The sequence below is a fragment of the Pedobacter sp. ok626 genome (genome assembly GCF_900100435.1).
Classification (GTDB): Bacteria; Bacteroidota; Bacteroidia; order Sphingobacteriales; family Sphingobacteriaceae; genus Pedobacter.
Map to the genome: position 1 here is coordinate 69,861 of NZ_FNEX01000005.1, position 14,176 is coordinate 84,036.

Here is a 14,176-nt window from a genome sequence, read left to right on the forward strand (position 1 = left end):
AGGAATATGAGAAAAATCTTTGTACTGGCATTGGTGGCTATATCATTTGCATCATGCCAAAATGCAACAAAAACTAATGAAACAGCTGGTACTGCTACCGAATCAGCAGCGGTAGCTGGAGCAAATACCGATGCAGCCGTTCCAGTGGGTGACGCCGCAGTAATGGACTTTGAAAAAGGAAATTACGATTTCGGTAAAATCACGCAAGGCGAAAAGGTTTCTTACAGCTACAAATTTAAAAACTCAGGTAAAAGTCCTTTAATTATTCTGAATGCTACCGCTACATGTGGTTGTACGGTTCCAGAAGTACCTAAAGAGCCAATTAAACCAGGTGAAGAGGGCGAGATCAAAGTCGTATTCAATAGTACCGGTAAATCAGGTATGCAGGATAAAGTAATTACGGTTACTTCTAATGCGCAACCTCACATTGCCAGTTTACATTTGACAGGCGAAGTTAAAGAACAATCTAATTAATACACTTTATACAATATAATATGATATCAACAGTAATTTTGCAAGCCCAAGGCGGTATGTTAAGCACATTAATACCTATGGTTTTAATCATGGTTGTTTTTTACTTCTTCATGATCAGACCTCAGGTTAAAAAAGCAAAAGACCTTAAAAAAATGGTTGCAGCTTTAAAAAAGGGAGATAAAATAGTTACTACCGCTGGTATTCATGGCCGTATAGCTGATATGAACGAGACAACTTTCTTAATCGAAGTAGAAGGTGGTACCAAAATCCGTTTTGATAAGACTGCAGTATCTTTAGATGCAACTATCGCTGTTGCTCCTAAAACAGAAGAAACAAAAGCATAGTTTTTCTGTAAAATTATTTTTAAAAGCCTGTATCATTTGTTTGGTACAGGCTTTTGCTTTTATGCATTTCACCAGAGTAGTAGATTATTTGTATTTTTACAGCAATGCCGTTTATAAAACTGACAAAAATAGAACGAAAACGAATTCTCGTTTTACTTACCTGCTTGCTTCTCGCAATTGCAGCGTGGCTATTTATGGCTTTAAATAATAAATACCCCTATACGGTTAAAACGGTTTTAAAGTACAATAGCATTCCTCAAAAGAAAGCTTTCCATCCTTTGCAATCTGATACCGTTGATCTGGAGGTTGAAGGAACTGGCTGGCAGTTGCTCTTTTCCCGCTTACGGATCAAGCCTCAAGCCATTGCCATCAGTCTGGAAAAACTAAACAATAGAAATTTTATCCTTTTTTCAGAACAGTTAATTAATGTGAACAACCAGCTGGAAACCTCTCAGAGAATCATTTCTGTGAAACCCGATACGCTATACTTTGATTTCTCTCAAAAAACAGTAAAAAGAGTACCAGTTACGCTGGTATCTGGTCTTAATTTCGCAAAGCAATACGGGATCTCTAGCCCAATTGAGATTACACCCAACTATGTGACCATTTCTGGACCTGAGCAGGAGTTGGAAAAGATTAAGGAGTGGAAAACAGATTCCCTAAAGGTTGAAGATGTTCAGTCGACCGTTAAAAGTATGGTGGCGATGAACCAAAGTAAAATGAAGAATGTGAGCATTTTCCCTTCAAGCGTGGAAGTTAAGGTGCCTGTGGATGAGTTCACAGAAAAGGTGTTGGAAGTTCCTTTAAAGATCCTCAACAACAAGGAGTATTATAACATCAAACTCTACCCAAAGAAGGTGAAAATTATTTTTTTAGTAGCCCTATCAAAATACAATCAGGTGAACGAAGAATTTATCGAGGCAGTTGTAGATATGAACGAATGGAAAGATCATAAGCACAACAAACTGAGGGTACGGATAGTGCGTTTTCCTGATTTTTGTAAAGTACTCCATGTTGTACCGGAGAAAGTTGATTTTATTATTGAAAAGTAATGTTAAAAGTAGGGATTACAGGTGGAATAGGCAGCGGTAAAACAACAATCTGTAAAGTGTTTGAAACATTAGGCGTACCCGTGTTTTATGCCGATACGGTGGCCAAACAGATTATGGTAAGCGATGAAATCCTGGTAAAGGGAGTGAAAGCCGCGTTTGGCGAAGAAAGCTATAGCGTTGATGGCGTATTGAACAACAAACACATTGCAGGTATTGTCTTTAATAACGCCTCTGAATTGGCCAAATTAAATGAGCTGGTGCATCCGGCAGTGTTTAGGGCATTCGACAATTGGGTTAAGCAAATCCCGGCCTCAACACCTTATATTCTCAAAGAAGCAGCTTTGCTATTTGAAAGCGAATCGTATAAAATGTGCGATTTAAATGTCCTGGTTATTGCCCCCGAAGAAACCAGGTTGCAACGCGTAATGCAACGCGATGGGGTAACGGCAGCACAGGTTAAAGCACGTATGGACAAACAAATGTCCGACGAAGAAAAAGCAAAACTGTCTGACTATATTATTAATAACAACGAAACAGAATCATTGATCATTCAAGTGACCAACTTACATCAACTGTTTTTAAATATTCCTGAATGATACTTGATGATTTTATAGTAGTGACCAAAACAGGCTTGTTTTGTAGTTACGGGGATTTCTATTTAGACCCCAAAGAAATAGTGAAAAATGCGGTTATCTCTCATGCGCATGGAGATCATGCCATTGGAGGTAACCTACACGTATATTGCACCGAAGCTACTGCGCTGTTTATGAAGCACCGCTACAGAAAGTTTGCCGGTGGAGAATTCTATCTAAAAAACTATTACCAGGAATTTGAGCTTAACGGTGTCAAGATCAGTTTTGTACCAGCAGGACACATCTTGGGCTCTGCGCAAGTTTTAATGGAGTACAATGGCGTAAAATACCTTTATACGGGAGATTATAAGTTGCAGCCTGATAAGACTTGTGAGCCTATTGAATTTGTAACTGCTGATGTGTTAATTACTGAAACTACTTTTGCTGACCCCGGTACTCAACATCCGGTAGCTGAAGAAGAAATCTTGAAATTAAATAGCACTCAAAGTAATATTATGTTAGGCGCTTATGCCTTAGGTAAATGTCAGCGACTGATTAGTTTGATGAATGACCATTGTACAGAAAAAAGGATACTGGTACACCATAGCATGCTGCCTTTCGTGAAGATTTACGAGGAAATGGGCATCAACTTGGGTAAATATGAACCATACGATCGTAAGGTGATGAAAAATAACCTGACCAATATGGTGTATTTGGTGCCGCCAATGGTGTTTAGGAGCTATTTTAAAGCGATTAATGTAATCAGGGTATTTGCTACGGGCTGGAAACACCTGCAAAATAACAATGAAATTCAATTGTATGTTTCTGATCATGCCGATTGGAACGACATCCTTTTTACGGTAGATAAAGTAAAGCCATCGCAAATTTGGACCAATCATGGTAGTGGCATCCAATTAAAAAATCATTTCGAAGGAAATTTGGTAGTTAAATTGCTTAACTGATGAAAGAGGGTGAGGACTATTATTTTAATGATGATGGTTTAATGGTGTTTACAGCAGCATATCACCTTAAAAGAGGCTATTGTTGTAAAAATAAATGTAAACATTGTCCCTGGGGTTTTGGTAAGAAAAAAACTAAAAAAACAGGAGAAGATACCTAAAGGAGTAGAAGATGCAGCTGCAGAAAGAAATCAAAACATCTCGATTTGAAAATGTGCACCAGCAAACAGTAGTAAATGTTTTGTTTACCTACGGATGGTGCAATGATAAGCTAAAAGAGGCGGTATTGCCTTATGATATCACCATCCAGCAATTCAATATTTTAAGGATTCTGAGAGGACAGCACCCTAATCCTTCAACCACTAGTCTTTTAAGAGCTAGGATGCTGGATAAAATGTGTGATGTCTCCAGAATTGTAGACCGTCTGATTCAGAAAGAGCTTGCCTTGAAGAAGGGAAGTACCAGTGATAAAAGGTCAGTGGATATTCTGATCACTGGAAAGGGACTGGCTCTGCTCGAAAAAATGGACAAAGAAGTAGACCTTGCGGTTGCGACTGCCTCAAATTTAACTGTAGAGGAAGCCCTAACCTTGAATGCCCTGCTTGATAAAATGAGAGGTTAGTGCGCGTGAGCGTGCCCGCCTCCTGAGGTATAAAAACCGATCAGGGCTATTGCCACGCCACATAATACCGCAATCATCTTACGCTTGCTAACCTTATGATCCACGCTCGATTCGAATAGGATAGTGGTAGAGATGTGTAAAAATATACCAATCACGATACCCATAATCTTATTGAAATACGCCTCTATACCTCCAATACTACCGGTGCTCAGTCCGTAACTTACGTAAAAACCAAGTGGGGCCATGATGGCAAAGATACTAATGTAGATGATTATACTGTTTCTGTTGAAATGACTCTGTAAAAGAATACTGGCCAATGCAAAAGCAGCAGGGATATGGTGCAGAGCGATGCCATAAATCAATGCGTTGTGCTGATCCTTAGCCACAGGCATTCCTTCAAGAAAAGCATGCAGGCATAAACTGATCATAATGCCATAAGGAAATACCTTATTCTCATTGTGCTTGTGGATATGTCCGTGCTCAACACCTTCAGAAAATTGTTCCAACACAATCTGCAATAAAAACCCTATTAAAATAAATAAGCCTATGTCTGCATGATCCGCTCCGCTATATGCGTCTGGTATTAAATGTAAAACGGTGATGGCAAATAAATATGCCCCACTAAATGAAAGAATTAATTTTAGCAGTTGAGATTTGTCGCTTTTTACTAAAAAGATGGCTGTGCCTCCTAAAAAAGCACTGAAAAATAAAACGACTAGTTTCCAGATTTCCATTATGATTTTGGTTGTATTTTTCTATAAATTATTGCGGTAAATATGCCAATTGTAGTGCCCAGAACAGCGCCCACAATAGTGTCGATAGGGTAATGTACACCTACATAGATTTGGGAAAAAGAAATGATAAAGGCCCAAAACAAACCTATTGGCAAAATAGGTTTCCATTTGTTGTAAAACACAAAAATGAGGAATACGGCAATGGCAAAATGATTGGTGGCATGGGCCGATGGAAAACTATATCCACTTCCACAACCCACCCTGTGGATGATCTCATTGGCAAGAGTAGGTTCGTTACATGGTCTGAGCCGAGCAACAAAGGGCTTAATCAGTCGCGAGGCAATTAAATCACCCATGGCAAAAGTGACCAACAGCATCCCTACAATATAAGCACCCTTTTTTTTGTATTCAACAAAGCAAAAAATCAAGATAAATAAATAAAGGGGAGCCCAGAAATACCTATTGCGCATCAAAGGTAGTAACCAATCGAAAAATGGATTAGCCATTCCCCGATGGATCTTTAAAAATAGCTCAACATCAAATTGTTGTAAGCTTTCAATCATACTTTTTTGCAGATTAATATCAAACGATCTGATTTGTTTTCATCAAATTCTTCTAAACCATAGCTGCCAAACTTAGCGGTGATCTGTAAGCCGCTCTTCTCCAACATTCTTTCAAAATCAGTTAGCAGAAAAGCTTGTACGCGCTCTTCGAAAGCAAAAGGTTTGTCGCGATGCTCAAAATTGATGTGCTTAATAATCTTACCATCGGCCACAAACTTACTTAAGTGAAATTCTATCCCTTCAACAGTTTTGGTTTCCTGAGAGGTAAGGTTCTTAACAATCTTTAGGGTGTTAAAATAATCAATCACCAAAGTTCCGTCAGCTTTTAATCCTTTTCTAAAAGATTTTAAAGCATTTACATGGTCCTTTTCGCTATCAAAGTACCCAAAACTGGTAAAAAGGTTCAGCGCAATGTCGAAGTAATTGATAAAACACAATCTCCGCATGTCATGGACATAAAAATGCAGGCGTTTTGTTTCAAATTGCTGCGCATATTTAATACTTTGTTCCGAAAGATCTATTCCAGTTACATCATAGCCCTTTTTATTCAGGTAAATGGCATGACGGCCACGGCCGCAGGCAATATCCAAAATTCTGGATTCAGCTGCGGGTTTTAGATAAGCCGATAAATTATCAATCAGAAATTCAGCCTCAGCATCATTCCGTTGACTGTAAAGAATGTGATAATAGGGAGAGTTGAACCAATATTGAAACCATTTACGCTGCATAGAGCCAGTACTTTTGATGTTTAGAAAAAGACAAATATAGTGTTTTGGTCTGCAACAGATACTATTATTTGTGTGGTAAATGCAATTTAACTGCATTTAGATTAATTATGACCAAAGTTAAATAAGTGGTTACCTGATTTTTTCTTATTTTTGAAGAAAACTGAACAGAATTGACACTAATAAAATCTATCTCCGGAATAAGGGGCACAATTGGCGGCGTGGCCGGCAATGGTTTGACTCCCATTGACATTGTAAAATTTACTGCAGCTTATGGCTCATGGGTAATTAACAAAACCAACATTAAAAAGATTGTTCTTGGTCGCGATGCCAGGATATCAGGCGAAATGGTCAATAACCTTGTTATAGGAACCTTGCAAGGATTGGGTATTGAAGTCATAGACCTTGGTTTATCAACAACACCAACTGTAGAAATTGCAGTTCCTATGGAAAACGCAGGTGGTGGGATCATTTTAACGGCAAGTCACAATCCTAAACAATGGAATGCGCTTAAATTGTTAAATGAGAAAGGCGAGTTTATTAGCGATGCAGATGGAAAAGAAGTGTTGGAGATCGCTGAAAAATCTGAATTTGAATTCGCTGATGTAGATAGCCTGGGTAAGGTAATTACCAATGATACTTATTTGCAAAAACATATAGACATTATCCTGGCGTTGCCATTGGTTGATGTAGCCGCAATAAAAAAAGCTAATTTTAAGATAGCTATTGATTGTGTGAATTCTACGGGCGGGATATTTGTTCCAGCATTATTAAAAGCTTTAGGTGTAGAAACGATTTACGAACTATATTGTGAGCCTAATGGCCATTTCCCGCATAATCCTGAACCATTGCCAGAGAATTTGACTGAAATTGCTAAGGTTGTGCAGAGCAAACAGGCTGATCTGGGTATCGTAGTTGATCCGGATGTAGACCGTTTGTGCTTTGTTTGTGAAGATGGAGAAATGTTTGGTGAGGAGTATACATTGGTAGCAGTTGCTGATTATATCCTTCAAAACACACCTGGTAATGCCGTATCTAACTTGTCTTCGACAAGAGCATTACGTGATGTTGCTGAAAAGGCGGGTGGCGAATACCATGCTTCAGCAGTAGGTGAGGTAAACGTTGTAAATCAAATGAAGGCTACTAATGCCGTGATCGGTGGTGAAGGTAATGGTGGTATCATCTATCCAGAATTGCATTATGGTCGCGATGCTTTAGTGGGCATTGCCTTGTTTTTAACGCATCTTGCAAAATTTGGAAAGTCTATTTCCTTAATGCGTAAAAACTATCCGGAGTACTATATTTCTAAAAATAAGATCACATTAACTCCAGAGATGGATATTGATGCCTTATTGGTTAAAGTACAAGAGAAATACAAAGATCAACCAAATTCGACTATTGATGGATTGAAGATTGAATTTGATAAGGAATGGGTACACTTGCGTCGCTCTAACACAGAGCCGATTATTCGTATTTATAGCGAAGCTGGGACCGAAACTGTAGCCGAAGGTTTGGCCACAAAGATCATATCCGATATCAAAGAAATATTGAAACTGAACTAGGGGAAAATGGAAAGGATTTATTTAGATAATGCAGCAACCACTCCCTTAGATAAAGATGTGATGGCCGAAATGGTGAATGTAATGAGCAATTATTACGGAAACCCTTCCTCTATTCATGCTCAGGGCCGGGAAGTTCGTACTTTGATTGAAAAAGCAAGGAAAACCGTATCTGGATTGTTAAATGCAACACCTGCCGAGATATTTTTTACTTCAGGTGGTACGGAAGCCGATAATACAGCAATTCGTTGTGGTATAGCTGCTTTTAACATTAAGCATGCAATTACGACTAAAATAGAACATCATGCGGTTGAGCATACCTTAGAAAGTCTTTTAAAGCAAGGGGTGATTGACAAGTTGAGTTTTGTGGATATTGATGAAAAAGGTAATGTAGACTATAACCACCTGGAAGAGTTGCTTAAAAACAACGAACGTTCTTTTGTATCCTTAATGCAGGCCAATAATGAATTGGGTACTTTAACCGATATAGAAAGGGTAGGAGACCTTTGTGAAACTTACAATGCCATCTATCATTGCGATACGGTGCAAACAATGGGACATTATGTTCATGATGTGAGGAAGCTGAAAGCCCATTTTATTGTTTGTGCAGCTCATAAATTGCACGGACCTAAAGGTGTAGGTTTCTTGTTCGTAAACCATAATGTTAAAATCAGTCCGATGATTTTTGGTGGAGCGCAAGAACGTAACATGCGTGGTGGTACTGAAAATGTATATGGAATTGTAGGCTTGGCTAAAGCATTGGAGATTGCTTATGCAGAGATGGAACAACACCAAAAGCATATTCAGGAGTTGAAAAGCTACATGAAGGATAAGTTGGTTGCAGAAATACCAGGGATTGCCTTTAATGGAGAGACCGATCCGGAGAATAGTTTATATACCGTATTGAATGTTTCTTTCCCAGAAATGGATATGGCTGATATGTTGTTGTTTAACCTGGATATTAATGGCGTTTCTGCTTCGGGCGGCAGTGCTTGTTCATCAGGGTCAAACATCGGCTCTCATGTGCTTACCGGCATTCATGCTGATCCAAACAGACCTTCAGTGCGTTTCTCATTCAGTAAATACAATACCAAGGCAGAACTTGATTTTGTAGTGGAAAAGGTAAAGGAGATTGTGGATAAAAACATCGTCGTTTAATTAAAACAGAAAAACTATCAGAATTGTTTATGGATTAGGAAACTGTATTTCTACCATAAATACTTTTGATTATGAAAACGACAAAAAAGGGTGAGGACAAAAAGGTAGTACCTAAAGAAGAAACACCGGAAGAGGAAGCACGCAGAAAACACGCACACAGGAGGACTGTTTATAAAGAAACAGAAGAACGGGTTCGTGAGAAGGATCTAAACAGCGGAGAAACTTCCTCTGTTGGGGATATGGGAAGAACAGAATTCCTTATCAGACCAAAAAGAAAGAGTAGACCACTTGGACCGGGGCATGAACCTGGAACTACACCTGGAAGAGATATATAATTAGAAGTAAAAAAGAAAGGGTTTGTGCAGACACAAACCCTTTCTTTTTTATTTTACGCTAAACCTTAGTTTTTCATCATTTTAAGGAATGACGCCAATTTTGCTTTCATCGCCCTGCGGTCAACTATAAAATCTAAAAAGCCATGTTCTAAAACAAACTCAGCAGTTTGGAAACCTTTAGGTAAATCTTTTTTAATTGTTTCTTTAATTACCCTTGGTCCGGCAAATCCGATCAATGAGCCTGGCTCAGCAATATTAATATCGCCCAGCATAGCGTACGATGCAGTTACACCACCCGTAGTAGGATCTGTTAATAAAGAGATGTATGGGATTTTAGCCTGACTCAACAAAGCTAATTTAGCTGAAGTCTTAGCCATTTGCATTAATGAAAATGCAGCTTCCATCATTCTTGCGCCACCTGATTTTGAAATCATCAGGAAGGGAATTTTGTGTTTAATACTGTAATCAATAGAACGAGCGATCTTTTCACCTACGACCGATCCCATAGATCCCCCAATGAAATTGAAGTCCATACAGGCAACCATTAGGTCTTCACCCTCTACTTTACCGTGAGCAGCCCTGATCGCGTCTTTTAAGCCAGTTTTAGCCATGCTTTCTATCAAACGATCTTTATATGGTTTGCTGTCTGTGAACGCTAACGGATCTCCTGATGTCAGGTCTGCAAATAGTTCTGTAAATTGATTATTATCAAATAATACCTCAAAATATTCTTTAGAGCCAACCCGCAAATGATAGTTGCAGTATTGGCAAACATATTTATTTTCTACAAGGTCTGCACTATGTAACGCTTTCTTGCAATTCGGGCACTTGTTCCATAAACCATCTGGTGCCTCTTTCTTTTCTTCCGTTAATGTACTGATACCTTTTTTTTCTCTCTTAAACCAAGCCATGTTATTTGTTGAAAAATGCGAGTACAAAGAAACAAAAAAAAATTAGAACAGTTTAAGGTTGTTTTCATTAGAAAAAATTGGGATTGTACGTACCGCATGGTTTAGGTAAAAAATAATAGGTATAAACTTGGCCTCTTTGATATTTTTCATAACTTCGGCATATCTAAAATTAAAAATAATGAGTTTAAAAGGCTATAAAGGCGTAATTTACGGAGATGCTGTTCAGGAATTGTTTGAGCAGGCTAAGAAACATCAGTTTGCTTTACCGGCAGTAAATGTGACAGGAACCAACACCATCAACGCGGTAATGGAAACAGCGAAAGCAGTTAATTCACCAGTTATGATCCAGTTGTCTAATGGGGGAGCGCAGTTTTACGCAGGAAAAACATTAAACAATGACAATTTGAACGCATGTGTACTAGGTGCAGTATCTGCAGCTAAACATGTTCATTTATTGGCTGAACATTATGGGGTAGCGGTAGTATTACATACAGATCATGCTGCTAAGAAATTGTTACCATGGATTGATGGATTGCTAGATCACGGCGAGAAATTCTTCGCTGAACATGGTAAACCATTGTTTTCTTCTCACATGCTTGACCTTTCGGAAGAGTCGATTGAAGAAAATATGGAGATCTCTGCTAAATATTTAGCACGTATGGCTAAAATGGGCATGACCATTGAAATCGAACTAGGTGTTACTGGTGGCGAGGAAGATGGTGTTGACAACAGTGATGTTGATAGCTCTAAATTATATACACAACCTTCTGAAGTAGCTTATGCTTACGAAGAGTTGAGCAAAATAAGTGATAAATTTACAGTTGCAGCAGCATTTGGTAATGTTCACGGTGTGTACAAACCAGGTAATGTTAAATTACAACCCGTAATTCTTAAAAATTCTCAGGATTTCATCAAAGAGAAATTTAATCTTACTGCTGAAAAACCAATTAACTTTGTATTCCATGGTGGATCGGGTTCTTCACAAGAAGAAATCAGAGAAGCAATTTCTTATGGAGCCATTAAAATGAATATCGATACGGATATGCAATGGGCAATGTGGGAAGGTATTTTGGATTATTATAAAGCGAATGAAGCTTATCTTCAAGCACAAATCGGTAATCCTGATGGTGAAGATAAACCAAATAAGAAGTATTATGATCCACGCGTTTGGTTACGTAAAGGCGAAGAACAATTTGTTAAACGCTTAACGCAAGCATTTGAAGATTTAAATTGCAGAAATGCTAGTGATAAATTATAATATATCGCGATAAAATATAAAAGCGCTGCAAGATTAGTCTTGTGGCGCTTTTTTTTACTACTCGAACTAACAATATTGGCTCTTTTTTGTTAAATTAAATATGGAAACTGCACTTCAGGTAATTAAAATAAAGAATCAGGCAGATTTGGATAACGCATTTGCCATAAGAAAGAAGGTATTTGTTGAAGAACAAAACTGTCCACCCGAATTGGAATGGGAAAATGAAGACGTATCAACCCATTTTGTCGCCGAACTAAATGGTGTGCCCTGCGGTGCTTGTCGTTGGCGCAAAACCGACGCAGGTTATAAATTGGAACGGTTTGCTGTGCTTAAAGAATTTAGAGGGAAAAGAATAGGGCAGGCCCTGGTTGCAGCAGCACTCGCTGATTTGCCAGACAGTGCCAGATACATTTACTTAAATGCTCAACTGGATGCTATGCGTTTGTACTCCCGCTTTGGTTTTGTAGCCGAAGGAGATCAGTTTGAAGAAGCTGGAATCCAGCACTTTAAAATGGTAAAGAAAGCATAGTTTTATAAAAACACTTTCCCGGAGAAGCGTAAGGCTTCCTGCCATTTATCCATATTTAGGTTTAAGACTTCCCCTTTACTGTTTAGATAACTGATCAGATCTTCAGTAGCCATATTACCAGTTAAATCATCTGTAGCCATCGGGCAACCGCCAAATCCTTTCAACGCGCTGTCAAAACGCCTGCAGCCACTCTCATAGGCGGCTTGTATTTTCTCAAAACGTGTATAAGGGGTGCTGTGTAAATGGAGACCAATTTCAATGTTTTTAGCCGGGTCAACCTGCTCAAAACGTTTGACCAATGAAGGGAGAATCTCTTTTATCTTTTGCGGAGTAGATACACCTGTGGTGTCAGATAGGGCAAGTATCTTTGCGCCATTTTGTACCAGTTCATCCGCCCATCTTTCTATAATTTCTACATTCCACTCATCTCCGTATGGATTTCCAAAGCCCATAGACAAATAGATCACAGCTGTTTTATCACGTTTGCTGCACAATTCTAACAGTTGCTTTACCGTGTCCAACGATTGGGCAATGCTGGAATTGGTATTGCGCTGCTGGAATGTTTCTGAGATCGAAAAAGGAAAACCCAGGTAGTTGATCTCTGGATGCGTGGAAGCCTCTTCAGCGCCTCTTAAATTAGCCACAATAGCTAGTAGCTTTGATGAAGTACTTCCCAAATCCAGTTTCGACAATACTTCGGCAGTATCGCGCAACTGTGGAATGGCCTTTGGTGAAACAAAACTCCCAAAATCTATGGTATCAAACCCTACCTGTAGCAATAAATTAATATAAGCCGCTTTTAGATCTGTATCTATAAAATTATGGATGCCCTGCATTGCATCGCGTGGACATTCAATTAGTTTAATGGATTGTTGTTGAGTCATGAGGAGTTTCTATTTCTTCTAAATCTTTTGGGCGGATAAATGGGCGGATAATCAATCTTGTGCCCCGGTCGTAACTAAAATAGCTCCATACCCAGTTTACAAATACCACCAGTTTATTTCTAAACCCTACTAACGTCATCAAATGTACAAACATCCAGGTAAACCAGGCAAATACGCCCTGAAACCTGATCTTATGTAAGTCTACTACCGCTCTGTTTCTTCCAACAGTGGCCATTGTACCTTTGTCTGTATATTCAAAGGGTTCCAGTGGTTTTTTCTCTATTACGTTTAAGAGGTTTTTAGCCAACAGCTTTCCTTGTTGTATGGCAGCGGGAGCTACTCCTGGGTGTCCATTTGGAAATTCGGTGGTGATCATGGCCGCAACGTCGCCAATGGCATAAATGTTAGCGTAACCATCGACAAGGTTTACTTCATTTACCTTCAATCGATTTCCTCTGACTATTATTTCGGGATTCAGCCCGTCAAGTAATACGCCTTTTACCCCGGCCGACCAGATAACTGTTGAAGAGGGGATACGTTGGCCGTCCAGCAAGCTTAAAACTTTCCCATCGTAAGCCTGGACTCTGGAATTGTTCATGATGATTACGCCCAGTTCTGTTAAAAATTCAGCAGATTTTTGCTGAGACTGAACAGACATATTGCCTAATAGTTCTGGCGAGCCCTCAATCAAATATATATTTACATCGTTAATGTTTAAATCAGGATAATCACTTTTTAGTACATGTTTTTTCAATTCTGCCAATGCTCCAGCTGTTTCCACGCCAGTTGGTCCACCGCCAACGACTACGAAGTTCATCAACTGCTTTTTTAATTCCGGGTTTCCTGGAATCTGTGCCGCTTCCAGATTTTGCAAAATCAAGCTTCTCAGATTTAAAGCTTCCGGAATAGATTTCATGGGCATGGCATTTCGCTCTATTTCATTCTGCCCGAAAAAATTACTTGTAGATCCGGTAGCCAATACCAGATAATCATATTCAATTGGACCAATAGAGGTTTCAATTGTATTTTTGCTTGCATCTACTTTTTTGACTTCGGTTACTCTAAAGGTTAAGTTTTTATGTCCTTTAAAGATCTTTCTTAAGGGGAAGGCGATAGAATCAGCTTCTAGACCTCCTGTTGCTACCTGGTAAAGTAAAGGCTGGAAAGTATGGTAATTGTGTTTGTCGAGCATGATCACTTCGACTGCTTTACTACACAGTTTCTTCGCTAATTCGATGCCGCCAAATCCTCCGCCTACAATAACAATTCTTGGTTTGTTGCCTTTTGGGAAATGTTGCTCCATAGTATTGGGTTTCATCTATTTATTTTATTGTTTTTTGTTGTCAGATGGAGCCTTTGATGATTCAAATAACTATTGCCCTCTGTGCTTAACAATTATTTGAATCATGTCGGGTTCAATAAATATACATAGCAACAATTAGACCTAAAACAACAAAAGGCATCCTTTTCAGGATGCCTTTGATGATAAGTTTTAAA

Annotated in this window: 18 protein-coding genes; 12 read left to right on the plus strand and 6 right to left on the minus strand. The window is 38.9% G+C overall.

Annotation, left to right across the window (positions count from 1 at the left end; genetic code table 11):
* Positions 1 to 6 precede the first annotated feature (6 nt).
* The 7 genes from BLS35_RS08600 to BLS35_RS08625 all read left to right on the plus strand — a co-directional run bounded on the left by BLS35_RS08600 (position 7) and on the right by BLS35_RS08625 (position 4,023).
* Positions 7 to 474 (plus strand): DUF1573 domain-containing protein, encoded by a 468-nt coding sequence (locus BLS35_RS08600; protein ID WP_090779873.1) that lies wholly within the window; start codon positions 7 to 9, stop codon positions 472 to 474.
* A gap of 20 nt (positions 475 to 494) precedes the next feature.
* Entirely contained in the window at positions 495 to 818 is a 324-nt protein-coding gene (gene yajC, locus BLS35_RS08605; RefSeq protein WP_090779875.1) for a preprotein translocase subunit YajC, read from the plus strand.
* Between the two features lie 194 nt (positions 819 to 1,012).
* Entirely contained in the window at positions 1,013 to 1,870 is an 858-nt protein-coding gene (locus tag BLS35_RS08610) for a CdaR family protein (protein ID WP_254778767.1), read from the plus strand.
* Complete coding sequence (coaE, locus tag BLS35_RS08615; protein ID WP_090779878.1) at positions 1,870 to 2,466, plus strand: dephospho-CoA kinase; 597 nt, start codon at positions 1,870 to 1,872, stop codon at positions 2,464 to 2,466. The genes BLS35_RS08610 and coaE overlap by 1 nt, the downstream gene beginning before the upstream one ends.
* Positions 2,463 to 3,404, plus strand: coding sequence for an exonuclease (locus BLS35_RS08620; RefSeq protein WP_090779880.1), 942 nt, complete (start codon positions 2,463 to 2,465; stop codon positions 3,402 to 3,404). The genes coaE and BLS35_RS08620 overlap by 4 nt, the downstream gene beginning before the upstream one ends.
* On the plus strand, positions 3,404 to 3,562 hold the full coding sequence (locus BLS35_RS27705; protein WP_165973282.1) for a DUF5522 domain-containing protein: 159 nt from the start codon (positions 3,404 to 3,406) through the stop codon (positions 3,560 to 3,562). The genes BLS35_RS08620 and BLS35_RS27705 overlap by 1 nt, the downstream gene beginning before the upstream one ends.
* A gap of 11 nt (positions 3,563 to 3,573) precedes the next feature.
* On the plus strand, positions 3,574 to 4,023 hold the full coding sequence (locus BLS35_RS08625) for a MarR family winged helix-turn-helix transcriptional regulator (protein WP_090779882.1): 450 nt from the start codon (positions 3,574 to 3,576) through the stop codon (positions 4,021 to 4,023).
* On the opposite strand, the gene BLS35_RS08630 is transcribed toward BLS35_RS08625, so the two are convergent.
* From BLS35_RS08630 to BLS35_RS08640, 3 genes are read right to left on the minus strand one after another with little or no spacing between them, the layout of a single operon-like run.
* Positions 4,020 to 4,757 (minus strand): ZIP family metal transporter, encoded by a 738-nt coding sequence (locus tag BLS35_RS08630; RefSeq protein ID WP_090779885.1) that lies wholly within the window; start codon positions 4,755 to 4,757, stop codon positions 4,020 to 4,022. The two genes, BLS35_RS08625 and BLS35_RS08630, sit on opposite strands and share 4 nt — an antisense overlap.
* Entirely contained in the window at positions 4,757 to 5,320 is a 564-nt protein-coding gene (locus BLS35_RS08635) for a phosphatase PAP2 family protein (RefSeq protein WP_090779887.1), read from the minus strand. The genes BLS35_RS08630 and BLS35_RS08635 overlap by 1 nt, the downstream gene beginning before the upstream one ends.
* Entirely contained in the window at positions 5,317 to 6,048 is a 732-nt protein-coding gene (locus BLS35_RS08640; protein ID WP_090779889.1) for a class I SAM-dependent methyltransferase, read from the minus strand. Before BLS35_RS08640 ends, BLS35_RS08635 begins: the two co-directional genes overlap by 4 nt.
* Positions 6,049 to 6,218: 170 nt before the next feature.
* Here BLS35_RS08640 and glmM point away from each other — a divergent pair, with 170 nt between their 5' ends.
* The 3 genes from glmM to BLS35_RS08655 all read left to right on the plus strand — a co-directional run bounded on the left by glmM (position 6,219) and on the right by BLS35_RS08655 (position 9,097).
* Positions 6,219 to 7,607: a phosphoglucosamine mutase gene (gene glmM / locus BLS35_RS08645; protein ID WP_090779891.1), complete on the plus strand. Its 1,389-nt coding sequence runs from the start codon at positions 6,219 to 6,221 to the stop codon at positions 7,605 to 7,607.
* Positions 7,608 to 7,613: 6 nt separating this feature from the next.
* Positions 7,614 to 8,762, plus strand: coding sequence for a cysteine desulfurase family protein (locus BLS35_RS08650; protein WP_090779893.1), 1,149 nt, complete (start codon positions 7,614 to 7,616; stop codon positions 8,760 to 8,762).
* Between the two features lie 71 nt (positions 8,763 to 8,833).
* Positions 8,834 to 9,097, plus strand: a complete 264-nt coding sequence (locus tag BLS35_RS08655; protein WP_090779895.1) for a hypothetical protein — start codon at positions 8,834 to 8,836, stop codon at positions 9,095 to 9,097.
* Between the two features lie 65 nt (positions 9,098 to 9,162).
* On the opposite strand, the gene accD is transcribed toward BLS35_RS08655, so the two are convergent.
* The gene (gene accD / locus BLS35_RS08660) at positions 9,163 to 10,008 is read right to left on the minus strand and encodes an acetyl-CoA carboxylase, carboxyltransferase subunit beta (RefSeq protein WP_090779896.1); all 846 of its coding nucleotides are present in this window, start codon (positions 10,006 to 10,008) and stop codon (positions 9,163 to 9,165) included.
* Positions 10,009 to 10,186: 178 nt separating this feature from the next.
* Between accD and fbaA the strand changes: the two genes are divergently transcribed.
* Positions 10,187 to 11,266 (plus strand): class II fructose-bisphosphate aldolase, encoded by a 1,080-nt coding sequence (gene fbaA / locus BLS35_RS08665; RefSeq protein WP_090779898.1) that lies wholly within the window; start codon positions 10,187 to 10,189, stop codon positions 11,264 to 11,266.
* Positions 11,267 to 11,366: 100 nt separating this feature from the next.
* Complete coding sequence (locus BLS35_RS08670) at positions 11,367 to 11,795, plus strand: GNAT family N-acetyltransferase (protein WP_090779900.1); 429 nt, start codon at positions 11,367 to 11,369, stop codon at positions 11,793 to 11,795.
* Between the two features lie 2 nt (positions 11,796 to 11,797).
* On the opposite strand, the gene BLS35_RS08675 is transcribed toward BLS35_RS08670, so the two are convergent.
* Both BLS35_RS08675 and BLS35_RS08680 read right to left on the minus strand, forming a co-directional pair.
* Positions 11,798 to 12,679 (minus strand): hydroxymethylglutaryl-CoA lyase, encoded by an 882-nt coding sequence (locus tag BLS35_RS08675; protein WP_090779902.1) that lies wholly within the window; start codon positions 12,677 to 12,679, stop codon positions 11,798 to 11,800.
* Entirely contained in the window at positions 12,657 to 13,982 is a 1,326-nt protein-coding gene (locus BLS35_RS08680) for an NAD(P)/FAD-dependent oxidoreductase (protein ID WP_090779904.1), read from the minus strand. The genes BLS35_RS08675 and BLS35_RS08680 overlap by 23 nt, the downstream gene beginning before the upstream one ends.
* Positions 13,983 to 14,176: the final 194 nt, after the last annotated feature.

Excerpts from the sequence above, each read along its gene's own strand:
- BLS35_RS27705 (WP_165973282.1), top strand. The coding sequence starts at position 3,404 with ATGAAAGAGGGTGAGGACTATTATTTTAATGATGATGGTTTAATGGTG.
- accD (WP_090779896.1), bottom strand. The coding sequence starts at position 10,008 with ATGGCTTGGTTTAAGAGAGAAAAAAAAGGTATCAGTACATTAACGGAA.
- BLS35_RS08650 (WP_090779893.1), top strand. The coding sequence starts at position 7,614 with ATGGAAAGGATTTATTTAGATAATGCAGCAACCACTCCCTTAGATAAA.
- BLS35_RS08630 (WP_090779885.1), bottom strand. The coding sequence starts at position 4,757 with ATGGAAATCTGGAAACTAGTCGTTTTATTTTTCAGTGCTTTTTTAGGA.
- BLS35_RS08675 (WP_090779902.1), bottom strand. The coding sequence starts at position 12,679 with ATGACTCAACAACAATCCATTAAACTAATTGAATGTCCACGCGATGCA.
- fbaA (WP_090779898.1), top strand. The coding sequence starts at position 10,187 with ATGAGTTTAAAAGGCTATAAAGGCGTAATTTACGGAGATGCTGTTCAG.
- BLS35_RS08640 (WP_090779889.1), bottom strand. The coding sequence starts at position 6,048 with ATGCAGCGTAAATGGTTTCAATATTGGTTCAACTCTCCCTATTATCAC.
- BLS35_RS08680 (WP_090779904.1), bottom strand. The coding sequence starts at position 13,982 with ATGGAGCAACATTTCCCAAAAGGCAACAAACCAAGAATTGTTATTGTA.
- BLS35_RS08610 (WP_254778767.1), top strand. The coding sequence starts at position 1,013 with ATGGCTTTAAATAATAAATACCCCTATACGGTTAAAACGGTTTTAAAG.
- BLS35_RS08670 (WP_090779900.1), top strand. The coding sequence starts at position 11,367 with ATGGAAACTGCACTTCAGGTAATTAAAATAAAGAATCAGGCAGATTTG.
- BLS35_RS08655 (WP_090779895.1), top strand. The coding sequence starts at position 8,834 with ATGAAAACGACAAAAAAGGGTGAGGACAAAAAGGTAGTACCTAAAGAA.
- BLS35_RS08620 (WP_090779880.1), top strand. The coding sequence starts at position 2,463 with ATGATACTTGATGATTTTATAGTAGTGACCAAAACAGGCTTGTTTTGT.
- BLS35_RS08625 (WP_090779882.1), top strand. The coding sequence starts at position 3,574 with ATGCAGCTGCAGAAAGAAATCAAAACATCTCGATTTGAAAATGTGCAC.
- BLS35_RS08635 (WP_090779887.1), bottom strand. The coding sequence starts at position 5,320 with ATGATTGAAAGCTTACAACAATTTGATGTTGAGCTATTTTTAAAGATC.
- yajC (WP_090779875.1), top strand. The coding sequence starts at position 495 with ATGATATCAACAGTAATTTTGCAAGCCCAAGGCGGTATGTTAAGCACA.
- coaE (WP_090779878.1), top strand. The coding sequence starts at position 1,870 with ATGTTAAAAGTAGGGATTACAGGTGGAATAGGCAGCGGTAAAACAACA.
- BLS35_RS08600 (WP_090779873.1), top strand. The coding sequence starts at position 7 with ATGAGAAAAATCTTTGTACTGGCATTGGTGGCTATATCATTTGCATCA.